The organism is Stenotrophomonas sp. 278, from assembly GCF_003935715.1.
GTDB lineage: Bacteria > Pseudomonadota > Gammaproteobacteria > Xanthomonadales > Xanthomonadaceae > Stenotrophomonas > Stenotrophomonas maltophilia_AH.
Genome location: NZ_RHPP01000084.1, coordinates 1 through 19021, shown reverse-complemented (window position 1 = coordinate 19021; position 19021 = coordinate 1). Strand labels below are relative to the sequence as shown.

The 19021-nt window shown below is 66.7% G+C and carries 24 protein-coding genes; 12 read left to right on the top strand and 12 right to left on the bottom strand.

Going from position 1 to position 19021, the window contains the following annotated elements; translation table 11 throughout:
- Window positions 1–182: 182 nt before the first annotated feature.
- Window positions 183–431 carry a DUF3297 family protein gene (locus tag EGJ34_RS14115; RefSeq protein WP_125361103.1) on the bottom strand — a complete coding sequence of 83 codons (249 nt, stop codon included), beginning with the start codon at window positions 429–431 and terminating at the stop codon, window positions 183–185.
- Window positions 432–568: 137 nt separating this feature from the next.
- On the opposite strand from EGJ34_RS14115, the gene EGJ34_RS14110 reads away from it, so the two are divergent.
- A complete protein-coding gene (locus EGJ34_RS14110; protein WP_125361102.1) occupies window positions 569–1111 on the top strand; it encodes a hypothetical protein in 543 nt (180 codons plus the stop codon).
- A 96-nt stretch (window positions 1112–1207) separates the two neighbouring features.
- Here EGJ34_RS14110 and EGJ34_RS14105 read toward each other — a convergent pair whose 3' ends face one another.
- From EGJ34_RS14105 to msrB, 5 genes are all read right to left on the bottom strand, one after another.
- Complete coding sequence (locus tag EGJ34_RS14105) at window positions 1208–1489, bottom strand: DUF4031 domain-containing protein (protein WP_125361101.1); 282 nt, start codon at window positions 1487–1489, stop codon at window positions 1208–1210.
- 9 nt (window positions 1490–1498) lie between these two features.
- Window positions 1499–2008 (bottom strand): hypothetical protein, encoded by a 510-nt coding sequence (locus EGJ34_RS14100; protein ID WP_125361100.1) that lies wholly within the window; start codon window positions 2006–2008, stop codon window positions 1499–1501.
- A 183-nt stretch (window positions 2009–2191) separates the two neighbouring features.
- The gene (motB, locus tag EGJ34_RS14095; RefSeq protein WP_125361099.1) at window positions 2192–3175 is read right to left on the bottom strand and encodes a flagellar motor protein MotB; all 984 of its coding nucleotides are present in this window, start codon (window positions 3173–3175) and stop codon (window positions 2192–2194) included.
- A gap of 9 nt (window positions 3176–3184) precedes the next feature.
- A complete protein-coding gene (gene motA / locus EGJ34_RS14090) occupies window positions 3185–4039 on the bottom strand; it encodes a flagellar motor stator protein MotA (RefSeq protein ID WP_125361098.1) in 855 nt (284 codons plus the stop codon).
- 90 nt (window positions 4040–4129) lie between these two features.
- Window positions 4130–4597: a peptide-methionine (R)-S-oxide reductase MsrB gene (gene msrB / locus EGJ34_RS14085; RefSeq protein WP_125361097.1), complete on the bottom strand. Its 468-nt coding sequence runs from the start codon at window positions 4595–4597 to the stop codon at window positions 4130–4132.
- A 127-nt stretch (window positions 4598–4724) separates the two neighbouring features.
- Here msrB and EGJ34_RS14080 point away from each other — a divergent pair, with 127 nt between their 5' ends.
- Both EGJ34_RS14080 and EGJ34_RS14075 read left to right on the top strand, forming a co-directional pair.
- Window positions 4725–5150, top strand: a complete 426-nt coding sequence (locus EGJ34_RS14080; RefSeq protein WP_125361096.1) for a classical arabinogalactan protein 4 — start codon at window positions 4725–4727, stop codon at window positions 5148–5150.
- Window positions 5151–5292: 142 nt separating this feature from the next.
- Window positions 5293–5442, top strand: coding sequence for a lana protein (locus EGJ34_RS14075; RefSeq protein WP_125361095.1), 150 nt, complete (start codon window positions 5293–5295; stop codon window positions 5440–5442).
- Between the two features lie 87 nt (window positions 5443–5529).
- Here EGJ34_RS14075 and EGJ34_RS14070 read toward each other — a convergent pair whose 3' ends face one another.
- Window positions 5530–6009, bottom strand: coding sequence for an Lrp/AsnC ligand binding domain-containing protein (locus tag EGJ34_RS14070; protein ID WP_125361094.1), 480 nt, complete (start codon window positions 6007–6009; stop codon window positions 5530–5532).
- Between the two features lie 149 nt (window positions 6010–6158).
- Between EGJ34_RS14070 and EGJ34_RS14065 the strand changes: the two genes are divergently transcribed.
- Together EGJ34_RS14065 and alr are read left to right on the top strand one after the other, a co-directional pair.
- Window positions 6159–7481, top strand: a complete 1323-nt coding sequence (locus tag EGJ34_RS14065) for a D-amino acid dehydrogenase (RefSeq protein ID WP_125361093.1) — start codon at window positions 6159–6161, stop codon at window positions 7479–7481.
- Window positions 7460–8536: an alanine racemase gene (gene alr / locus EGJ34_RS14060; RefSeq protein WP_125361092.1), complete on the top strand. Its 1077-nt coding sequence runs from the start codon at window positions 7460–7462 to the stop codon at window positions 8534–8536. The genes EGJ34_RS14065 and alr overlap by 22 nt, the downstream gene beginning before the upstream one ends.
- A 103-nt stretch (window positions 8537–8639) precedes the next feature.
- Here alr and EGJ34_RS14055 read toward each other — a convergent pair whose 3' ends face one another.
- A complete protein-coding gene (locus EGJ34_RS14055; RefSeq protein ID WP_125361091.1) occupies window positions 8640–9203 on the bottom strand; it encodes a DUF3016 domain-containing protein in 564 nt (187 codons plus the stop codon).
- A gap of 204 nt (window positions 9204–9407) precedes the next feature.
- Here EGJ34_RS14055 and EGJ34_RS14050 point away from each other — a divergent pair, with 204 nt between their 5' ends.
- The gene (locus tag EGJ34_RS14050) at window positions 9408–11420 is read left to right on the top strand and encodes a PAS domain-containing sensor histidine kinase (RefSeq protein ID WP_125361090.1); all 2013 of its coding nucleotides are present in this window, start codon (window positions 9408–9410) and stop codon (window positions 11418–11420) included.
- A gap of 51 nt (window positions 11421–11471) precedes the next feature.
- Window positions 11472–11762 carry a DUF3247 family protein gene (locus EGJ34_RS14045; RefSeq protein ID WP_125361089.1) on the top strand — a complete coding sequence of 97 codons (291 nt, stop codon included), beginning with the start codon at window positions 11472–11474 and terminating at the stop codon, window positions 11760–11762.
- 16 nt (window positions 11763–11778) lie between these two features.
- Here EGJ34_RS14045 and EGJ34_RS14040 read toward each other — a convergent pair whose 3' ends face one another.
- The gene (locus EGJ34_RS14040) at window positions 11779–12042 is read right to left on the bottom strand and encodes a hypothetical protein (RefSeq protein WP_125361088.1); all 264 of its coding nucleotides are present in this window, start codon (window positions 12040–12042) and stop codon (window positions 11779–11781) included.
- 240 nt (window positions 12043–12282) lie between these two features.
- Between EGJ34_RS14040 and EGJ34_RS14035 the strand changes: the two genes are divergently transcribed.
- Genes EGJ34_RS14035 through EGJ34_RS14025 form a run of 3 tightly spaced genes read left to right on the top strand, consistent with a single transcriptional unit; the run spans window position 12283 to window position 14728 of the window.
- Window positions 12283–13350, top strand: a complete 1068-nt coding sequence (locus EGJ34_RS14035; RefSeq protein ID WP_125361087.1) for a class I SAM-dependent methyltransferase — start codon at window positions 12283–12285, stop codon at window positions 13348–13350.
- Entirely contained in the window at window positions 13347–14051 is a 705-nt protein-coding gene (locus EGJ34_RS14030) for a pseudouridine synthase (protein WP_125361086.1), read from the top strand. The genes EGJ34_RS14035 and EGJ34_RS14030 overlap by 4 nt, the downstream gene beginning before the upstream one ends.
- A complete protein-coding gene (locus EGJ34_RS14025) occupies window positions 14048–14728 on the top strand; it encodes an HAD family phosphatase (RefSeq protein WP_125361085.1) in 681 nt (226 codons plus the stop codon). Before EGJ34_RS14030 ends, EGJ34_RS14025 begins: the two co-directional genes overlap by 4 nt.
- Window positions 14729–15024: 296 nt before the next feature.
- Here the strand turns inward: EGJ34_RS14025 and fabB are convergent, their stop codons facing one another.
- Together fabB and fabA are read right to left on the bottom strand one after the other, a co-directional pair.
- The gene (gene fabB, locus EGJ34_RS14020) at window positions 15025–16233 is read right to left on the bottom strand and encodes a beta-ketoacyl-ACP synthase I (protein ID WP_125361084.1); all 1209 of its coding nucleotides are present in this window, start codon (window positions 16231–16233) and stop codon (window positions 15025–15027) included.
- Window positions 16233–16748: a 3-hydroxyacyl-[acyl-carrier-protein] dehydratase FabA gene (gene fabA, locus EGJ34_RS14015; RefSeq protein WP_125361083.1), complete on the bottom strand. Its 516-nt coding sequence runs from the start codon at window positions 16746–16748 to the stop codon at window positions 16233–16235. The genes fabB and fabA overlap by 1 nt, the downstream gene beginning before the upstream one ends.
- 193 nt (window positions 16749–16941) lie before the next feature.
- Between fabA and dinB the strand changes: the two genes are divergently transcribed.
- Entirely contained in the window at window positions 16942–18039 is a 1098-nt protein-coding gene (gene dinB / locus EGJ34_RS14010) for a DNA polymerase IV (protein WP_125361082.1), read from the top strand.
- Between the two features lie 60 nt (window positions 18040–18099).
- On the opposite strand, the gene EGJ34_RS14005 is transcribed toward dinB, so the two are convergent.
- Window positions 18100–18741: an NAD(P)H-binding protein gene (locus EGJ34_RS14005; protein ID WP_125361081.1), complete on the bottom strand. Its 642-nt coding sequence runs from the start codon at window positions 18739–18741 to the stop codon at window positions 18100–18102.
- A gap of 98 nt (window positions 18742–18839) precedes the next feature.
- Here EGJ34_RS14005 and EGJ34_RS14000 point away from each other — a divergent pair.
- The coding region (locus tag EGJ34_RS14000) for a LysR family transcriptional regulator (protein ID WP_148100502.1) at window positions 18840–19021 on the top strand (182 nt) is incomplete at its 3' end.

Genomic DNA, 19021 nt, shown 5'->3' with positions numbered 1-19021 from the left:
ATACCCTTTTTGTAAAAATCGGGGCCCCCCCATTGCTTTTTTGGGGGGTAATGCCCGTGGCCCGCGTTCGGGTTTACGGCGGTAGCGCCGGCCGTTGGCGGGCCCAGGCGGTGCGTGGGCCGGCCAACGGCCGGCGCTACCGGAACATACCGGTGTGGTCATGCTGTTGGTCGGTTGACCGATTACTCCGGCTTCTGATCCAGGTAATACGCCACCACGGTGCCCTTGACCTTCACCGTCATCGGGTTGCCACGACGGTCGCGCGACTTGCCGGCCTGCACGCGGATCCAGCCTTCGCTGACCGAGTATTCCTCGACGTTGTCACGTTCCACGTCGTTGAAACGGATGCCGACGCCGCGCTCCAGCGCTGCAGCATCGTGGAAGGGGCTGGCGGGGTTGATCGCCAGATGGTCCGGAGGGGTATCGCTCATGATCGGGTTCACACTGACGGCCACCGCGGCCGCCTTCAGGCGCACAGGATACCCGAGCGCCCACATCCGGGCCGATTTCGCTTCCTGCCCACGCCCGCGCAGGTCAGAATGCAGGCCAGTTTCCAGGAATTCCGGCCATGCCCGACAACAGTGATTATTTCGACTTCGAAGAAGACGAGCGCGATTTCGACGAAGACGATTTCGAGGCCCGGATCTGGAATCTGTTCGTCCTGATCAATCCGGGCGACGAGGAACTGGCGCTGCAGCAGTTCAACCGCTGGCGCGAGCAGCTGCTGGAAGCGGGTGAGTCCATTGACGAAGAGGCTGACTGGCTGCCGCCGCTGATGGTCGCCACCGCCTGGCAGTCGAGCTACGAGGTGGAGCGCGATGATGCCGATTCGCTGGTGTCGGCGGTGAATGAACTGTCCTCGCGTTTCAACGTGCAGGTGGACTGGGGTGGCGACCTCGACGATGAGGACTTCGCCGAGGACGTGGACGCGCCGATGCTGATGGCCACCGCGTATGACCGCCTGCGTGAGCACAACTACAGCCTGTGGAGCGTGGATACCGGCAACGGTGGGCTGGCCGGATGGATGGCACTGAGCCGCGATGATGACGCCATGCTGGCGCTGTGTTCGTTGCTGGGGGTGGAAGTGCGTCCGGGGGCGGATCCGTTCTGACCTGCGGTGGGACCGCCTGGGCCGGCCAACGGCCGGCGCTACCGGGGTCACCGGGACGATGGGTAGCGCCGGCCGTTGGCCGGCCCGCGCAATCCATCACGCGGTGGCGTCGTACTGCGCCCGGGCGTTGGCGATGACCGCCTTCACCAATTCGCGGTCGGTGTGCCGCGAGATCGCCCGCGCGCCCAGTGCGATGGCGCGTTCGCGCATCGGGGCGGGCACGTCGTAGTGCGCGCCGCTGCGGCGGTTCTGGAACGCCCGCCGTGGAATCCCGAGCTGCGCCGCCATCGCGTGCAGCTCGGGCAGGGTGTCGGCCATCAGATGCGCCCAGCGCTCGCCGCGCCAGGGGTGAACGGCATCGTCGATATAGACCGCCACCGGAAGCGGTCAGCCCTTGGGCTGCTCGCTGCTGTCGGCCGGGGCGTCGGCGTCGGCCGGAGTGGTCTCGGCTTCAGTGCCGGCTTCGGTGACTTCGCCTTCGCCTTCGGCTTCGTCGGCTTCGTCAGCCGCGTCTTCCACGCCTTCGAACTCGGACACCAGCTGGGCCAGGTATTCCTCGGCGGTCTTGCCTTCGTCGGCGGCCAGGTCGTCGATCATCTGCTGCAGCTGCGGCGAGGTTTCCAGGGTGACCGGGCGGCCTTCCTTCTCCTGCACGTTGGCGAGGTGCTTGAGCATGGCCAGCATCGGCACCGGGTTGTCGGCGTTGCCCATGGTCTGACCGCCGATGGCCAGCAGCCATTCGGTGCCCTGCAGGCCGATGGCGGCCACGACCTGGCCTTCTGCGTTCTGCAGCACGGCGTGGTTCTGCACCGGCTGCTGGCTGTTCAGGCGATGGATCGGGCGCTTGGGCTGCGACTTCTTGCGCTTGTCGCGCTTGGCCTTGGACTGCTTGGACATGGGATGACGTCTTTCGGGATGCGGAAAGCCCTATTGTAATCGTCATTGAGGTAGCGCCGGCCGTTGGCCGGCCCTCAGGGCACCGGAAACACCCCTTGGGCCGGCCAACGGCCGGCGCTACCGGATATGTCCCGAAACGATGATCGCGGCGCGGTATCGACGGGATCCATCCCGCACCCCGACCTACGGCGACGCGTCCGCCGGCCCCAACACCGGCACCGACGGTCCGGCCGGCGGCGCGATATCGGCCTGCACGTCCGGATCCACCGTGGTCGCCGACAATCCCACCTGCTGCCCGGACCCGGACAATGCCGCGGCTTCGGCCGCCTTGGTCATCACCACGATGCTGATGCGGCGATTGATCGGGTTGTCCGGCTTGACCTTGTCGAACAGCACCGAGGAGGACAGCCCGACCACGCGGGTGACCTTCTCCTCGCCCATGCCGCCTTCCAGCAACGCACGGCGGGCGGCATTGGCGCGATCGGCGCTGAGTTCCCAGTTGCTGTAACCGTGGGTGGCGTTGTACGCGGTGATGTCGGTGTGGCCGGTGATGCTGATCCGGTTCGGCACGTGGTTGATGAACTCGGACAGCTCCTTGAGGATTTCGCGCGTGTACGGCTTGAGTGCGGCGCTGCCGACGTCGAACATCGGCCGGTTCTGCTTGTCCACGATCTGGATGCGCAGGCCTTCCGGGGTCAGGTCCAGCAGCAGCTGATCCTTGAACGGCTCCAGCGCCTGGCTCTTGCTGATCGCTTCCTCCAGTTCCTGCTTGAGCACTTCCAGCTGCTTCTTTTCGCGCTCGCGCTCGTCTTCCTGCGGCACCGGGCGCTCGGCCTGGGCGTTCTGGAACGGGTCGTTGCTGGTGCCGCGCGAGACATCGGTGGCACCGCCGAGCTTGATCATCGAGGTGCTGGCCCCGCCCGGTCCGGCCATGCCGGGGGCCGGGGTCGGGCTCTGCCCGGTCAGCGGGCTGGGATTGCGGAAGTACTCGGAAATGGCCGCGCGCTCGGGCTTGCTGGTGGCGGCCATCAGCCACAGCACCAGGAAGAACGCCATCATCGCGGTCACGAAGTCGGCATACGCCACCTTCCAGGCACCGCCATGATGGGCCCCGTGGCCGGCCTTCTTGACCTTGCGGACAATGACGGTGGGTTTGTTGTCGGCCATGACGCTGCCTTACTTGATCGTCTTCAGGTGGGCTTCGAACTCGCTGAAGCCCGGGCGCACGTTCGACGGCAGGGTCTTGCGGGCGAACTCCAGCGCGATCTTCGGGTTGTAGCCACGCAGGCAGGCCAGCAGGGCGGTCTTGACCGACTCATAGATGCGGCTGTCCTGCTCGGCACGCGCTTCCACCGCAGCCGCCAGCGGGCTGACGAAGCCGTACGCCAGCAGAATGCCGAGGAAGGTACCCACCAGCGCGCCGGCCACGTGTGCGCCCACTTCGGTGATTTCACCGCCGATCGAGCCCATGGTGATCACGATGCCCAGCACCGCGGCCACGATGCCGAAACCGGGCAGGCCGTCGGAGACCTTGTTGAGCACGGCGGCCGGCTGCATGGCTTCACCGTGGTGCTTTTCAAGTTCCATCTCCAGCAGCGGTTCCAGTTCGTGCGGCTCGATGTTGCTGCCGATCATCAGGCGCAGGCAGTCGGTCATGAAGTCGACCAGGTGGTGGTCGGCCTGGACCTTGGGGTAGTTGGCGAAGATGGCGCTGTCGGCCGGACGCTCGACATGGTCTTCCAGCGACATGAAGCCTTCACGGCGCGCCTTGTTGAGCAGTTCGTACAGCAGGCTCAGCACGTCCAGGTAGTCCTGCTGCTTGTAGCGCGGACCTTTGAACACGCCCACGCTGGCGGCCAGGGTCTGCTTGACCGTCTTGACCGGGGTGCCGACCAGGAACGCGCCCAGCGCCGCGCCGCCGATGATGACCAGTTCGTAGGGCTGCCACAGGGCGGCCAGCTTGCCGTGTGCGCCGACGTAGCCCCCCAGCACGCTGAGAATGACGATCAGAAAACCAACAATGATGAGCATGGGACAGACGCGGAGGAGGGGATACCTTCATGTCGGCCCCATGCCGGGCTTCTGAAGGGTGACGTTGGATGAACGTCACACTTTTGCAGATCAGCCCGCGGGGCCGGCCTCTGCCCCGCCGCGCTGCAGCGGATCCGGGTAGGGCTCACCGTTGCCGGTGAAATCCAACGACACCGAGTTCAGGCAGTGGCGCTCGTAGGTCGGCGGCGGGCCGTCCGGGAACACGTGGCCAAGGTGGCTGCCACAGCGGGCGCAGACGATCTCGGTGCGGATCATGCCGTGACTGGTGTCACGGATTTCGCGGACATGGGCCGGGTCAAACGGGGCAAAGAAGCTCGGCCAGCCGGTGCCGGAGTCGAACTTGGTGCTGGAACGGAAAAGAGGCAGGCCGCACAGGCGGCAGCCGTAGACGCCGTCGCGCTTGTTGTCCAGGAACACGCCGCAGAACGGAGCTTCGGTGCCGTGCTGAAGCAGCACGCGGCGTTCGTCGGGGCTCAGGCCGGCTTCCAGCGCCTGGCGCTGGGCATCGCTGGGGGGAGTGAGGTCGAAGGCGGTCATCGGCGTTCCTCGTGGGGATGGCAATGAAATGGGGGCGGGGCGTGAAGGTCGCAAGCCAGACGTTCATGCTGCCGCACGGGGGGCGGGCGCAGGATGAAGTCGTTGATTGTCCCGGGAGGACCGCCTGATGAACACCCGATTTCTACTGATTCCCGCTGTGCTCGCCGTGGCGATCACCTTCGACGCCGGCGCGCAGATCGCCGCGCCGCGCAAGCCCACCGACACCCGCCCCGTGGTGACGCCTGCGCCGGCCCCGACCCCTCTGCCAACCCCGGTGCGGCCGACCCCGGTGGAAAGCCAGTCCGGCAAGGTCGCGCCGGTGACCTCCGACTCGCAGATCCGCCAGCAGCTGGGCACGCAGCCGATCCAGAGCCAGGGCCCCGCACAGGTCATGCCGGCACCGGCGACCACGGCACCGCCGAAGGTCTACGACCGCAACGGCCGCATCATTCCCGGCGTCAAACCGGTGGGGCCGAACCGCGTGTTCGATTCGCGCACCGGGCGTTATTACGACAGCGCGCCGGCGACCCAGGGCCAGCAGATCAAACCGTGAACGCTTCACAACCCAACCCCCCAGTCATCCGCGTCAACGCGAAACCTCACCGCTTTTTCGCCCCTGATTAACCGCATTTCTTCGACTCTGCACGTGCGCCGCAAGATCGCGCATCCCCAAAGATGACGAGAAGAGTGCAACCATGGCTAATCAGCAGAACAATCCCAACAAGCCGCAGGATCAGCAGAACCAGAAGGGTCAGCAGAGCCAGCAGCAGTGGGATCAGCAGAACCAGAAGGGCAAGCAGCAGGATCAGCAGCAGCGCAACCCGGACCAGAAGCAGCAGCGCTGATGCGCGATTCGGCGTGACACCCCACGTTCGGGGGGTGAAACCGGTACAGGGCGGTGCGCATCTGCGCGCCGCCTTTTTGCGTTCAGCTCAATCCGGAATCGGCAGGGTGAGCGTTTCCTTCACCTCTTCCATCACGATGTAGCTCTTGCTCTCGCGCACATGCGGCAATGTCAGCAGGGTGCTGCCGAGCAGCTTGCGGTACGAGGCCATTTCGCTGATGCGGGCCTTGAGCAGGTAATCGAAGTCGCCGGAAACCAGATGGCACTCCAGCACGTTCGGCAGCTTCAGCGCGGCACGGCGGAACTCCTCGAAGATGTCGCCGGATTTGTAGGCCAGGCTGATCTCGACGAACACCAGCAGGCTGGCCTTGAGGTAGTGCGGGTCGAGCTTGGCGTAGTAGCCGGTAATCGCCCCGTCGCGCTCCAGCCGCCGTACGCGCTCGGTGCACGGCGTGGTCGAAAGCCCCACCCGTTCGCCCAGTTCGGTGAAGGAAATCCGCCCTTCCGCCTGCAGGATGCGCAGGATCTTGCGGTCGATCTTGTCCAGTTCGCGGACCCGGGTGGCCATGGGCGTCAACTCGGCAGGGTGAATGGCGGGACAATACACTGCCGGACGCGGCAAATACAGGAAAAACGCCCGGCATCACCGGCCTATACTTCCGCAATTATGGTCCCGGCACCGCTCAGTGCAGGGAATGATCCGGTTGGAGAGGTCTCATGCGCGTACTTGTTCTTGGCAGCGGGGTGATCGGCACGACCAGTGCCTGGTACCTGCGGCAGGCCGGCTTTGATGTCACCGTGGTCGACCGCCAGCCGGGACCGGCGCTGGAAACCAGCTTCGCCAACGCGGGCCAGCTGTCGTTTGGCTACACCTCGCCGTGGGCGGCTCCGGGCGTGCCGCTGAAGGCGGTCAAGTGGCTGTTCGAGGAACATGCGCCGCTGGCCATCCGGCCGGGCCTGGACCTCAATCAATACCGCTGGCTGGCGCAGATGCTGCGCAACTGCACCCAGGAGCGCTACGCGATCAACAAGGCGCGCATGGTGCGCATGTCCGAGTACAGCCGCGACTGCCTCAACGAGTTACGCGCCGAAACCGGCATCGAATTCGAAGGCCGCGACCTCGGCACCACCCAGCTGTTCCGCACCCAGCAGCAGCTGGACGCCTCGGCCCAGGACATCGAAGTGCTCGCGCAGTACGGCGTGCCCTACGAGGTACTGGACCGCGCCGGCATCATCGCGGCCGAGCCCGCGCTGGCGGCCGTGGCCGACACCCTGGTCGGCGCACTGCGCCTGCCGCGCGACCAGACCGGCGACTGCCAGTTGTTCACCCGCCGCCTGGCGCAGATGGCCAGCGCCGCGGGCGTGGAGTTCCGCTTCGACCAGGACATTGCCGGGCTGGAAACCAGCGGCAACCGCGTCACCGGCGTGCGCATCGACGGCCAGCTGGAAACCGCCGACCATTACGTGGTCGCGCTGGGCAGCTATTCGCCCTCGCTGGTCGCGCCGTTGGGCATGCATCTGCCGGTGTACCCGCTGAAGGGTTATTCGCTCACCCTGCCGATCACCGACCCGGCCATGGCTCCCACCTCCACCATCCTGGACGAGAGCTACAAGGTGGCGGTGACCCGCTTCGACGACCGCATCCGCGTTGGCGGCATGGCCGAAGTGGGCGGGTTCGACCTGTCGCTGTCGCCGCGCCGCCGCGCCACCCTGGAAAAGGTCGTGCGTGACCTGTACCCGCACGGCGGCGACCTGACCCGCGCCGAGTTCTGGACCGGGCTGCGCCCGGCCACCCCGGACGGCACCCCGGTGATCGGGGCCACGCCGTACCGCAACCTGTTCCTCAACACCGGCCACGGCACGCTGGGCTGGACCATGGCCTGCGGGTCGGGTCGCTACCTGGCCGACCTGATGAGTGCGCGACAGCCGCAGATCAGCACCGAAGGCCTGGATATCTTCCGTTATGGCAGGCAGGCCAGCCCGCATGCCGCCGCTTTCCAACAGAGTGAAACTGAAACATGCGTCCTGCCCGCGCGTTGATCGACCTGGACGCGTTGCGCTCCAACTTCCGCCTGGCCCGTGAACTGGGTGGCGGTCGCAAGACCCTGGCCGCGGTGAAGGCCGATGCCTATGGCCACGGTGCGGTGGTCTGCGCGCGCGCGCTGGAAGGCGAAGCCGATGCCTTCGGCGTGGCCTGTATTGAAGAAGCGCTGGAACTGCGCGAGGCCGGCATCACCACGCCGATCCTGCTGCTGGAAGGTTTCTTCGACGCGGCCGAGCTGCCGCTGATCGTGCAGCACCGCCTGTGGTTCGCGGTCGCTGCGCCGTGGCAGGTGGAAGCCGTGGAGGCGTTCCAGACCGACGCGACCTTGAACATCTGGTTGAAGCTGGACAGCGGCATGCACCGGCTGGGCCTTTCGCCGGCTGACTTCCGCGACGCGCACGCGCGCCTGTCGGCGCTGCCGCAGGTGGCTCCGATGGTGCTGATGAGCCATCTGGCACGGGCCGACGAACTGGACAACCCGCGTACCCGCGAGCAGGCCGCTACGTTCGCGGCGGCCATCGAAGGGTTGGCCGGTGAAACCAGCCTGTGCAATTCACCGGCGTTGCTGGGCTGGCCGGAAGTGCGCAGCGACTGGGTGCGCCCGGGGCTGATGCTCTACGGGGCCAACCCGCTGCCCGGGTCCAGCGCCGAGACCGCGCGGCTGCGTCCGGTGATGACCCTGCAGTCGAAGATTTTCGCGGTGCGCGAGATCGCCGCCGGCGAACCGGTGGGCTATGGCGCGCGCTTCGTGGCCGAGCGGCCCACCCGCGTGGGCGTGGTGGCGATGGGTTATGCCGATGGCTATCCGCAGTTCGCCCCGAACGGTACGCCGGTGCAGGTCGACGGCCAGCCCGCGCATCTGATCGGTCGGGTGTCGATGGACATGCTTACCGTGGACCTGACCGACCTGCCGCAGGCTGGTGTGGGCAGTACGGTGGAGCTGTGGGGCCAGAGTCCGCGTCTGGACGTGCTGGCCCCGCTGTGCAATGTCAGTGCCTACCAGCTGCCATGCGCGGTGAAGCGCGTGGCGCGCGAGTTGCGGGGCGGGTAATGCATGCGTGGGCCGGCCAACGGCCGGCGCTACCGGGATGCATCTGGAGCGGTAGCGCCGGCCGTTGGCCGGCCGTCGTAATGCCTGACGCAATACGAATGCGTCAGGCGGTCCGTAACACCTTCCGCAGCCAGTCCTTCACCATCCGCTTTTCATAGCGCAGCGGGTCGCTGTCCGACAGCAGGCCGGCCCCGGTGCTGAGATAGCCCATGTCGATCAGTTTCTCTTCGGTGCGCTGCTTCACCACGTTCCCCTGTGCGTCCTTGAGTACATAGGCCAGCGTCATGCGCGGCGGGTAGATGTCTTTCATGATCCGGATGTCCTGGGCGCGGGGGCCATGCTGGGGCTCGAAGTCGCCGGCGCGCTTGATGTCGGTGATGGTCACTTCCAGGGTCTGGCCGGGGGCCAGCATCGGCGTGGCGGTGGTGCGGATGTAGCGCGCCAGGTCGTGGACCCAGTTGCCCCGTTCGGCCTCCCAGCGGTTGGCGCTGCTGCGCAGTTCGGTGAACCTGGCCGGATCGGTCCAGCTCACCTGTACCGGCCCTTCCACGTCGAGGGCACGGGGGGCGCTGGGGTCAGTCACGGTGCGTGGAGCCGCCGCCGCGGTCAGCGCGGCTAAGGCCAGCAGGCCGCCCAGCGCGGCCGTCATCAGGGTCTTGAGGGTCATGGCGAACTCCCGGTTGTGGTCAGAACGTCCCGCTGCAGTGTGATCCCGATCACGGGTCGGAACAATTGGCGAAAAGGGCCTGCGATTGTCGGATCCGGCATCAATTCACCGGCGGTACACATGAATCCCGCGCTTGACGCTACGAATACGCGGTCTGGATGATGCTATCTCCCTGCGCTCTGCCTGCCACGCCCCTTGACCTCCTTGTCCAGCCCGCCCGTACCCATCCTCGAACGTGCCACCGCGGTGGCTCCTGCCCTTGATCCCGCCCTGCACCGTCACGTGCTGGAAGGGCTCAATGCGGGCTTCTGCGTGGTGGAGTGCCGGATCGAGGACGGCGTCGGTGTCGACTATCGCTTCGTGCAGGTGAATGACGCGTTCGAGCGCTCCACCGGTCTGGTCGACGTGGTCGGCAAGTGGATGAGCCATCTGCAGCCCGCGCATGAGCCCGAATGGTTCCGCATCTATGGCGAAGTGGCGTTGACCGGTCGCGCCCGGCACTTCGACATGGAAGCGCGTGCGCTGGGCCGCTGGTTCTCGGTGGAAGCCATGCGGGTGGGCGAGGCCGAGCAGCGCCAGGTGGCGATCCTGTTCTTCGACATCACCGGCCGCAAGCAGATCGAGGTGGACCTGGCCGAAAGCGAGGCGCGGTTCTCGGCGCTGGCCGATGGCCTGCCGATGCCGGTGTGGGTGCTGGATGACCGCGGCCATGCGCGCTTCGTCAACAGCGCGTTCACCGAATTCTTCGGCGGCGACGAGCAGCGCGTGCCGGAAGATGTGTGGCGCGGGTTGGTGCACCCGGATGATGCCTCCGTGTTCGATTACGAACTGCAGGAGGCGCTGAAGGCGCAGCGCTCAATGCAGACCCTGGTGCGCGGCCTGCGCTCGGACGGCCAGTGGCGCTGGCTGGAAATGAATGCCCGCCCGCGTTTCTCGCGGATGGGGCGCTTCATCGGCCTGGCCGGCAGCAGTCCGGACGTGACCGAGCGCCGCGAAATCGAAATGGCGCGCGAGGAGCTGCTGCAGTCAGAGCGCGCCGCGCGCAGCGCCGCCGAGAACATGGCGCGCCTGAAGGACGAATTCCTGGCCACGCTGTCGCATGAACTGCGCACGCCGCTGACCACCATCCTGGGCTGGAGCGAACTGCTGCTGCAGCGCGTGGACAACACCAGCCCACTGTTCAAGGGACTGGGCGTGATCGCCAACAGCGCGATGGCGCAGAAGCGGCTGATCTCGGACATGCTCGACCTCAGCAGCATGCTGCTGGGCAAGGTACAGCTGGAAGTGGAAGTGGTGGACCTGCACGCACAGCTGACCGAAGCGATGCGCGCGCAGGAACTGGTCGCCGAGGGCAAGGCGCTGAACATGCAGCTCCAGTTACCCGACGAGACCGCGCTGGTACTGGGCGATGCGACCCGCCTGCAGCAGGTGTGGTGGAACCTGCTCTCCAATGCGATCAAGTTCACGCCGGCCGAGGGAACGGTGACGGTGTCACTGGCGCGCGAAGGCAGTCACTGGATCATTACCGTGAGCGACACCGGCGACGGCATCGCGGCGGAGTTCCTGCGCCATCTGTTCAGTCGCTTCCGTCAGGCCGACGGCACCACCACGCGTCGTCATGGCGGCCTGGGCCTGGGCCTGGCCATCGTGCAGCAGCTGGTGGAACTGCACGGTGGCGTGGTCAGTGCGACCAGCGCGGGGCAGGGGCTTGGCGCGCAGTTCACGGTCAGCCTGCCGTGCTACCAGCCGCAGGCCGATGGCCGGCCGCTGCGCGAAGTGTTCAATGGCCCGATCAGCGAACAGGTGATCGAGCCCTATCCGCTGCGCGGGCTGCGCCTGCTGGCGGTCGAAGACCAGCCGGAAGTGCTGGAGTACCTGCGGCGCATGCTTGAAGAGCAGGGCGCGCAGGTCACGGTGGCGGCTTCCGCGGGTGAAGCGCTGGCCCTGTTGGACGGCGGTCGCCACGAGCAGGTCGACGCGCTGCTGACCGACATCGGCATGCCGGGCATGGACGGCTATGGACTGGTGCGCACCCTGCGCGAGGACATGGGCGTGGACGCCAAGGCGTTGCCTGCGGTGGCGGTGACCGCGCTGGCGCGCGCCGATGACCGCAAGCGGGCACTCGCTTCCGGCTTCCAGGAACATGTGGCCAAGCCGTATTCGGTGGCGCAGCTGGTGTCGGCCGTACGCAATGTGCTGGCCCACGCGCGGGCCTGAGGACGCTTGGAAAACCTGACACGCATGGCGTGTCACTACGCGAGGAAGATCATGTCACGTACGGCTCCCACGGTTTACACCCATGCAGACGACATCGAGCGGCTGAAGGCGTTGCTGCCACAGCTGCCGGATGAGGCGCGGGTGGAAGTGACGCTGAAGGACGGCACGCGCGTGCTTGGCACGGTGGCGGTACGCCCGACCGTGCAGCAGTACCGCGATGCGGAAGAGAACGAAGGCAGCAACGGCGAGCTGCGCCTGGATGACCTGGACGCGCCGGTACAGCAGCACCACGTCTGGCTGGACCAGATTGCAGCGATCCGCGAGCTGCCGCCTGTCGAGTGACAGACGGCAGCGGCGCTCAGTGCTGGAACAGTTCCGGTTCGGCGTCGAAACGGCGCGCATACGCGCGCTCATCCGCCACCCGCGCCACCTCGTCGTCAGCCATGTCCGGTGCACCGTACACCGCGTAGGCCACCTGGCCATCGGATTGGCGACCCACCTGGTGCAGGCGATAGCGGGAGTGTCCGCCGCCGGTATCTTCAGGGTAGTGAACCGGCGGCTGCGCGCCCTCCAGGTCCATTTCGCTGTTGTCGACCACGCCACCGACGAACAATGCACGCATGAGCAGGCTCCGCTACGAATGAGCCTTTACCCTGACCGAGGCCATGTTGCGGGGACATCAAGACCCCGTTGAACAAACGCTAATCGATGGATTCAACGGTACTGGCTGATCCCACGTAGAGCCACGCCCTGCGTGGCTTCGCGGTGTCCGACGTGGTCGAAGCCACGCAGGGCGTGGCTCTACGGCATCCCGTAAGAGCGAACCGTTAGAATGGCCGTCTCATTTCAAGACGTACCCCGCATGGCCCCCCAGCACGACGCTCCCCTGGAAACCCTGTTCCTGCCCTTCGGCGGCGCGCTCGACTGGCCGGCAGGGCCGGTGCTGTTCCTGCGCGCCCGCGACGGCTGGCCGCTGCGTGAGCGCGCGCAATCGGGTCAGCTGGTCTGCGAGCAGAGCTTCCGCCCCTTCGCCACCGCCCTGGAAGCCAGTGGCTGGACGGTGCGCGACGAGGCCCAGCTGACCGCCGACAGCACCCGTTACCCGGTGGTGCTGGTTCTGCCGCCACGCCAGCGTGAGGAGGCCCGCGCGCTGTTCGCCCGCGCCTTGTCGCTGGCCGCCCCGGGCGGCATCGTGGTGGCCTGCCAGCACAACAACGAGGGCGCACGCTCCGGTGAAAGCGACCTGGAGCAGCTGGCCGGACTGGGCGGCAAACTGACCAAGAACCATTGCCGTGTGTACTGGACGGCCCCGCTGAACGGCCAGCACGATGCCGCCCTGGCTGCGCGCTGGGCCGCGCTGGACGCGCCGCGCGCGATCCTCGGCGGCCGTTTCCAGAGCCGTCCCGGCATCTTTGCCTGGGACCGCATCGACCCGGCCTCGGCGCTGCTGGTGGAGCAGCTGCCGGCAGACCTGGCGGGGCAGGGCGCGGACCTGGGCGCGGGCTTCGGCTACCTGTCCAGCGAAGTGCTCAGCCGCTGCCCGAAGGTGACCGGCTTGGACCTGTATGAGGCCGAGGGCCGTGCGCTGGCGCTGGCGAAGGTGAACCTGGAAGCCCTCGGCAGCCCGGCCACCCTGCGCTACCTGTGGCAGGACGTCACCGCCGGTATCGAGGGGCGCTACGACTTCATCGTGACCAACCCGCCGTTCCACACCCCGGCGCGGGCCGACCGCCCCGACATCGGCCAGCGCTTCATCGCCGTGGCCGCGCAGGCGCTGCGCCCAGGCGGCCGGCTGTGGCTGGTGGCCAACCGCCACCTGCCGTACGAGCAGATCCTCAACGAGAGCTTCGGCGAGGTGCGCGTGGCGGCCGAGCGCGACGGCTTCAAGCTGATCGAGGCCACCCGCGGTCGCAGCGGTGGCCGCGCATGAAGCTGGTCAAGCACATCGCCAACCTGGGCTACGGCAGCCGCAAGCAGGTGCAGCTGATGTTCCGCGAAGGCCGCATCACCGATGCGGACGGCGAGGTGCTGTATGCGGACGACGCCGTGCCGCATGAGGTGATCCGGGTGGATGGCGAGCCGCTGGACCCGCCGCCGGGGCTGACCCTGATGCTGCACAAGCCGCGCGGTTACACCTGTTCAACCAAGGACACGGGTCGGTTGATCTACGACCTGCTGCCGCCGCGCTTCCGCGAACGCTCGCCGCAGCTGTCGTCGGTGGGACGGCTGGACCGCGACACCAGTGGCCTGTTGCTGATGACCGACGACGGCGCGCTGCTGCACCGGATCGTGTCGCCAAAGTCCAAACTGGACAAGGCCTACGAGGCCACGTTGGCGCAGGACCTGCGTGGCGACGAGGGCACGCGCTTCGCCAGCGGCACGCTGATGCTGGAGTCCGATGACAAGCCGCTGCTGCCGGCCGAGCTGGACGTGCAGGGGCCGCGGCAGGCGCAGCTGGTGTTGCACGAAGGCCGCTATCACCAGGTGCGACGGATGTTCGCGGCGGTAGGCAACCACGTCGAGGCGCTGCATCGCAGCCGGATCGGCGGGCTGAGCCTGGGCACGCTGCCGGAAGGTGAGTGGCGCATGCTGGACGCGTCCGACCTGGATACCCTGTTCAACGCCGCATGACGACGCTGGCCGCATTGCCGTTCCTGCCGGAGGCGGTCATCTTCGACATGGATGGCCTGATGATCGACAGCGAGCGCGTGTCGATCGCCTGCTGGTCGCAGGCGTCTGCGGAGCTGGGGCTTTCGATCGAAGAAACGTTCTGGCTGCAGCTGGTGGGCCTGGGTGACCGCGACTGCGAACTGCTGCTGCGCGAACACATCGACGCAGCGCAGATGCAGGCGTTGTACACCCGCTGCCATGACCTGTACGAGGCGCGCACCCAGCAGGGCCTGCCGTTGCGACCGGGCATCATGGAACTGCTGGAACTGCTGAAGCAGCACGACATTCCGCGTGCGGTGGCGACGTCCACGCGCGAACCGCGCGCCTCGCGCAAGCTGGCCGCGTGCGGCCTGCTGCCGTACTTCGCCGCCGTGGTCACCAGCAGCGACGTCAGCCACCCGAAGCCGGCCCCGGACATTTACCTGCTGGCAGCGGCCAAGCTGGGCAAGGCCCCGGCCCGCTGCCTGGCGCTGGAAGACTCCCCCGCCGGCACCCGCGCTGCCCTGGCCGCCGGCATGACGGTCATCCAGGTCCCCGACCTGGTGCTGCCCGACGACGCCCAGCGCGCCCTCGGCCACCGCATCGCCGATTCCCTGATGGACGCCCACGCGCTGCTGCTGCCGTACCTCGCGCGCTGAATCTGCCTGCGGGAATCAAACGCGTCGTTGTTTTGTGGTCATGCGTTACCGGGCGTGGGCAATCTCACGGCCGTCGTCTTGCGACCGACGCTACCCGTCCGGCATCGCGCGCCCCGGGTTCTGCCCGGCAATACATCAACCCTCGGCATCGCGCGGACCGGGCTCTGCCCGGCTACACATAAAACGAACGTAGCCCAGGTAGCGTCGGTCGACAGACGACGGCCGTGAAATCCCCAACATCCGGTAACGCATGACAAAGGATCGGAACGGCCTCAACCGTCCGATCCAGATACAACTCAAACCCGCCCGAACACCAGCGCCGCGTTCGTGCCGCCAAACCCGAAGCTGTTGGACATCACCGTGTTCAACTGCGCGTCCTGCGTTTCGCGCACGATCGGGAAGCCTTCCACTGCCGGGTCCAGTTCGCCGATGTTGGCCGAACCGGCAATGAAGCCGTCGCGCATCATCAGCAGGCAGTAGATCGCCTCATGCACGCTCGCTGCACCCAGCGAATGACCCGACAGGGCCTTGGTCGACGACAGCGGCGGCACCGCCTTGCCGAACACTTCGCGCACGGCCTTCAGTTCGGTCACGTCGCCCAGCGGCGTGGAGGTGCCATGGGTGTTGAGGTAGTCGATCGGGCCGCTGACGTTGGCCATCGCCATGTTCATGCAGCGCACCGCACCTTCACCCGACGGAGCCACCATGTCCGCACCGTCCGAGGTCACGCCGTAGCCGACCAGCTCGGCGTAGATGCGTGCGCCACGGGCCACCGCGTGGTCGTAGTCTTCCAGCACCAGCATGCCGCCACCGCCCGCGATGACGAAGCCGTCGCGGTCCTTGTCGTACGGACGCGATGCCGTTTCCGGGGTCTCGTTGAAGCGCGTGGACAGGGCACCCATCGCGTCGAACATCACGCTCATCGACCAGTGCAGGTCTTCACCGCCACCGGCAAACATCACGTCCTGCGCGCCGTGACGGATCAGGTCCGCCGCAGCACCGATGCAGTGTGCCGAGGTGGCGCACGCGGCCGACAGCGAATAGCTCAGGCCCTTGATCTGGAACGCCGTGGCCAGGCACGCCGACACCGTGGAGCACATCGTGCGCGGCACCATGTACGGGCCGACCTTGCGCACGCCACGGGCGCGCAGGATGTCGGCCGACTCCACCTGCCACTGGCTGGAACCACCGCCCGAACCGGCGATCAGGCCGGTGCGCGGATTGGCGACCTGGCTTTCATCCAGACCGGCATCGGCGATCGCATCGCGCATCGCGATGTAGGCATAGGCCGACGCATCGCTCATGAAGCGCTTCAGCTTGCGGTCGATCTGCGCGTCCAGGTCCAGCAGCACGTTGCCGCCGACATGGCTGCGCAGACCCGCTTCAGCGTGGTCGGGCAACGGGCGGATGCCGGCTTTGCCTTCGCGCAGTGCGGTGGAAACGGTGTCCAGATCATTGCCCAGGCACGAGGTGATGCCCATTCCGGTGATGACTACGCGACGCATCAGAAATTCTCGATCGAAGTGAACAGACCTACACGCAGGTCCTTGGCGGTGTAGATCTCGCGGCCGTCCACGAGCATGCGGGCATCGGCCTGGGCCATTACCAGCTTGCGGTTGATCACACGGGTGATGTCGATTTCATAGCTGACCAGCTTCGCCTCCGGCAGCACCTGGCCGGTGAACTTCACCTCGCCGCAGCCGAGTGCACGACCACGGCCCGGCGCGCCCAGCCAGGTCAGGTAAAAACCGGTCAGCTGCCACATCGCGTCCAGGCCCAGGCAGCCCGGCATCACCGGGTCGCCGATGAAGTGGCAGCCGAAGAACCACAGGTCCGGACGGATATCCAGTTCGGCGCGTACCATGCCCTTGCCGTGCGGGCCGCCGTCTTCGCGGATGTCGGTGATGCGGTCGAACATCAGCATCGGGTCGTTGGGCAGGCGGCCACTGCCCGCGCCGAACAGTTCACCGCGGGCACTGGCCAGCAGCTGTTCGCGCGAGAACGCGTTGAGACGAGTCATGGAAAGCGCAATCCTGAAGAAGTTGCAGCGGAAACAGGCGCTGAGAGTGCAGACAAAAAGTGATTCAATCAAACGTTTTAACCGTACGCCGGCGTAGTGTTTTCAGCTTGAAAAACGCATGTTGTTGTTAGGAAAAGACCATACTGAAGCGTGTGGCTGTAATCTTGTTCATCTGAATCCCAAGCCTGCCAACGTGTCCGCCCTCCGCAAGATCATTCACGTCGACATGGATGCGTTCTACGCGTCGGTGGAGCAGCGCGACAATCCGTCGCTGCGCGGCAAGCCGGTGGTGGTCGCCTGGAAGGGCGCGCGCTCGGTGGTGTGCGCCGCTTCATATGAGGCGCGGGTGTTCGGAGTGCGCTCGGCGATGCCGGCGCTGCGTGCGGAACGGTTATGTCCGGACGCGGTGTTCGTGCCACCGGACTTCAGCCGTTACAAGGCGGTGTCACGGCAGGTGCGCGAGATCTTCCTGCGGCACACCGACCTGGTCGAACCGCTGTCGCTGGACGAGGCCTACCTGGACGTCACCGCACACAAGGGCGGCATGACCGTAGCCACCGAGATCGCGCAGCTGATCCGCGCGCAGATCCGCGAGGAAACCCAGCTGACCGCCTCGGCCGGCATTGCGCCGAACAAGTTCCTGGCCAAGATCGCTTCGGACTGGCGCAAGCCGGACGGGCAGTTCGTGGTGCCACCGCACCGGGTGGAACAGTTCCTGACCCCGCTGCCGGTCAAGCGCGTGCCCGGCGTGGGCAAGGTGATGGAAGGCAAGTTGAGCGAGCTGGGCATTGTGACCGTGGGTGACCTGCGGGCGCTGCCGCTGGAGGCCTTGCAGGCACGCTTCGGCAGCTTTGGCGAAAGCCTGTATCGCCGCGCGCGTGGCATCGACAATCGTCCGGTGGAGCCGGATCAGCCCGTGCAGTCGATTTCCGCCGAGGACACCTTCGCCGAGGACCTGCCACTGGAAGCGCTGGAGCCGGCGATCGTAGAGCTGGCCGCGCGCACCTGGCAGGCCACGCGCAAGACCGAGCGGGTGGGGCACACGGTGGTGCTGAAGCTGAAGACCTCGCAGTTCCGGATCATCACCCGGAGCTTCACTCCGGAGTCGCCTCCGGCGTCGCTGGAGGAGCTGCGCGATATCGCGCTGGCGCTGCGCGCGCGGGTGGATCTGCCGGCGGAGACGCGGTACCGGCTGGTCGGCGTGGGGCTGGGCGGGTTCCGCGAGCCCGATGAAGTCGTTCAACCAGGATTGTTCGACACACATGGCGCATCCGACGCATCCGACACGTAGAGCCACGCCCTGCGTGGCTTCGCGGTGTCATGGGTGGTCGAAGCCACGCAGGGCGTGGCTCTACGGGTACGCCACGGTCGCAATCTGGCGCTTGTACTGCGGCGTCTCGATCTCACTCACAAACGCATCCGCATAATCGGCGTAACTGATCCGGCTATGCCCATCCGCCCCGACCAGGAACTGCCTGGCCTGGGTCCGGAACCCACCCTTCTGCGGCCCCGGGCCAATCTCGGCGGCCGGCGAATAGAACGTCCAGTCCAGGTCATCCACCTGCTGCAGCAGATTGAAGGCCTTGCGCGCGGCCAACGCCACCGGCTTGTAGGCGTCCGGGAAGCCTTCGGTGTCCACCAGCTGCACGCCGGGAGCCACTTCCAGGGTGCCGGCCCCGCCGACCATCAGGAAGCGCGGCACGCCGGCCTGGCGCGCGGCCTGCACCAGCTGACCGGTCACCGTGGTGACCGTGGCCGGGTCATCGCCCGGGCGCGGACCAAACGCGCTGGCCAGCACGTCGTGGCTGGCGATCACCGCCGCCAGGGCGTCGGTATCGTCCAGCGCCGCAATCGCCAGCCGGGCACCGTCCAGCTCGGCCGGCAGGCCGCTGTCACGGCGGACAATCGCGGTGACCTGATGGCCGCGTTCCAGTGCCTGGCGGGCAATTTCGCGACCAATGTTGCCGGTGGCACCAACAAGGGCAATCTTCATGAGCGTGGGGTCCGTTGAGGAAGGATGCTCAGGTTATGCGCCTGAAATCGAACGAAAAACCGCGTATAACGGCCTAATTTGTTGCGTGGATCGATCAGATGGACCGTATGACCGCGATGACGGTGTTCGTGGAGGTGGTCGAGCGCGGCAGCCTGACCGCTGCCGCCGAGGCGCTGGATATGTCGCGCGCCATGGTCACCCGCTACCTGGCCGAGGTGGAGCGCTGGCTGGGCGCGCGCCTGCTGCACCGGACCACGCGCCGGATCAGCCTCACCGGCCC

Excerpts from the sequence above, each read along its gene's own strand:
- msrB (WP_125361097.1), bottom strand. The coding sequence starts at position 4,597 with ATGACCGCCTTCGACCTCACTCCCCCCAGCGATGCCCAGCGCCAGGCG.
- EGJ34_RS14040 (WP_125361088.1), bottom strand. The coding sequence starts at position 12,042 with ATGCGTGCATTGTTCGTCGGTGGCGTGGTCGACAACAGCGAAATGGAC.
- EGJ34_RS14035 (WP_125361087.1), top strand. The coding sequence starts at position 12,283 with ATGGCCCCCCAGCACGACGCTCCCCTGGAAACCCTGTTCCTGCCCTTC.
- EGJ34_RS14065 (WP_125361093.1), top strand. The coding sequence starts at position 6,159 with ATGCGCGTACTTGTTCTTGGCAGCGGGGTGATCGGCACGACCAGTGCC.
- EGJ34_RS14005 (WP_125361081.1), bottom strand. The coding sequence starts at position 18,741 with ATGAAGATTGCCCTTGTTGGTGCCACCGGCAACATTGGTCGCGAAATT.
- fabB (WP_125361084.1), bottom strand. The coding sequence starts at position 16,233 with ATGCGTCGCGTAGTCATCACCGGAATGGGCATCACCTCGTGCCTGGGC.
- fabA (WP_125361083.1), bottom strand. The coding sequence starts at position 16,748 with ATGACTCGTCTCAACGCGTTCTCGCGCGAACAGCTGCTGGCCAGTGCC.
- EGJ34_RS14070 (WP_125361094.1), bottom strand. The coding sequence starts at position 6,009 with ATGGCCACCCGGGTCCGCGAACTGGACAAGATCGACCGCAAGATCCTG.
- EGJ34_RS14080 (WP_125361096.1), top strand. The coding sequence starts at position 4,725 with ATGAACACCCGATTTCTACTGATTCCCGCTGTGCTCGCCGTGGCGATC.
- EGJ34_RS14055 (WP_125361091.1), bottom strand. The coding sequence starts at position 9,203 with ATGACCCTCAAGACCCTGATGACGGCCGCGCTGGGCGGCCTGCTGGCC.
- motA (WP_125361098.1), bottom strand. The coding sequence starts at position 4,039 with ATGCTCATCATTGTTGGTTTTCTGATCGTCATTCTCAGCGTGCTGGGG.
- EGJ34_RS14025 (WP_125361085.1), top strand. The coding sequence starts at position 14,048 with ATGACGACGCTGGCCGCATTGCCGTTCCTGCCGGAGGCGGTCATCTTC.
- EGJ34_RS14075 (WP_125361095.1), top strand. The coding sequence starts at position 5,293 with ATGGCTAATCAGCAGAACAATCCCAACAAGCCGCAGGATCAGCAGAAC.
- EGJ34_RS14100 (WP_125361100.1), bottom strand. The coding sequence starts at position 2,008 with ATGTCCAAGCAGTCCAAGGCCAAGCGCGACAAGCGCAAGAAGTCGCAG.
- motB (WP_125361099.1), bottom strand. The coding sequence starts at position 3,175 with ATGGCCGACAACAAACCCACCGTCATTGTCCGCAAGGTCAAGAAGGCC.
- alr (WP_125361092.1), top strand. The coding sequence starts at position 7,460 with ATGCGTCCTGCCCGCGCGTTGATCGACCTGGACGCGTTGCGCTCCAAC.
- EGJ34_RS14030 (WP_125361086.1), top strand. The coding sequence starts at position 13,347 with ATGAAGCTGGTCAAGCACATCGCCAACCTGGGCTACGGCAGCCGCAAG.
- EGJ34_RS14115 (WP_125361103.1), bottom strand. The coding sequence starts at position 431 with ATGAGCGATACCCCTCCGGACCATCTGGCGATCAACCCCGCCAGCCCC.
- EGJ34_RS14045 (WP_125361089.1), top strand. The coding sequence starts at position 11,472 with ATGTCACGTACGGCTCCCACGGTTTACACCCATGCAGACGACATCGAG.
- EGJ34_RS14110 (WP_125361102.1), top strand. The coding sequence starts at position 569 with ATGCCCGACAACAGTGATTATTTCGACTTCGAAGAAGACGAGCGCGAT.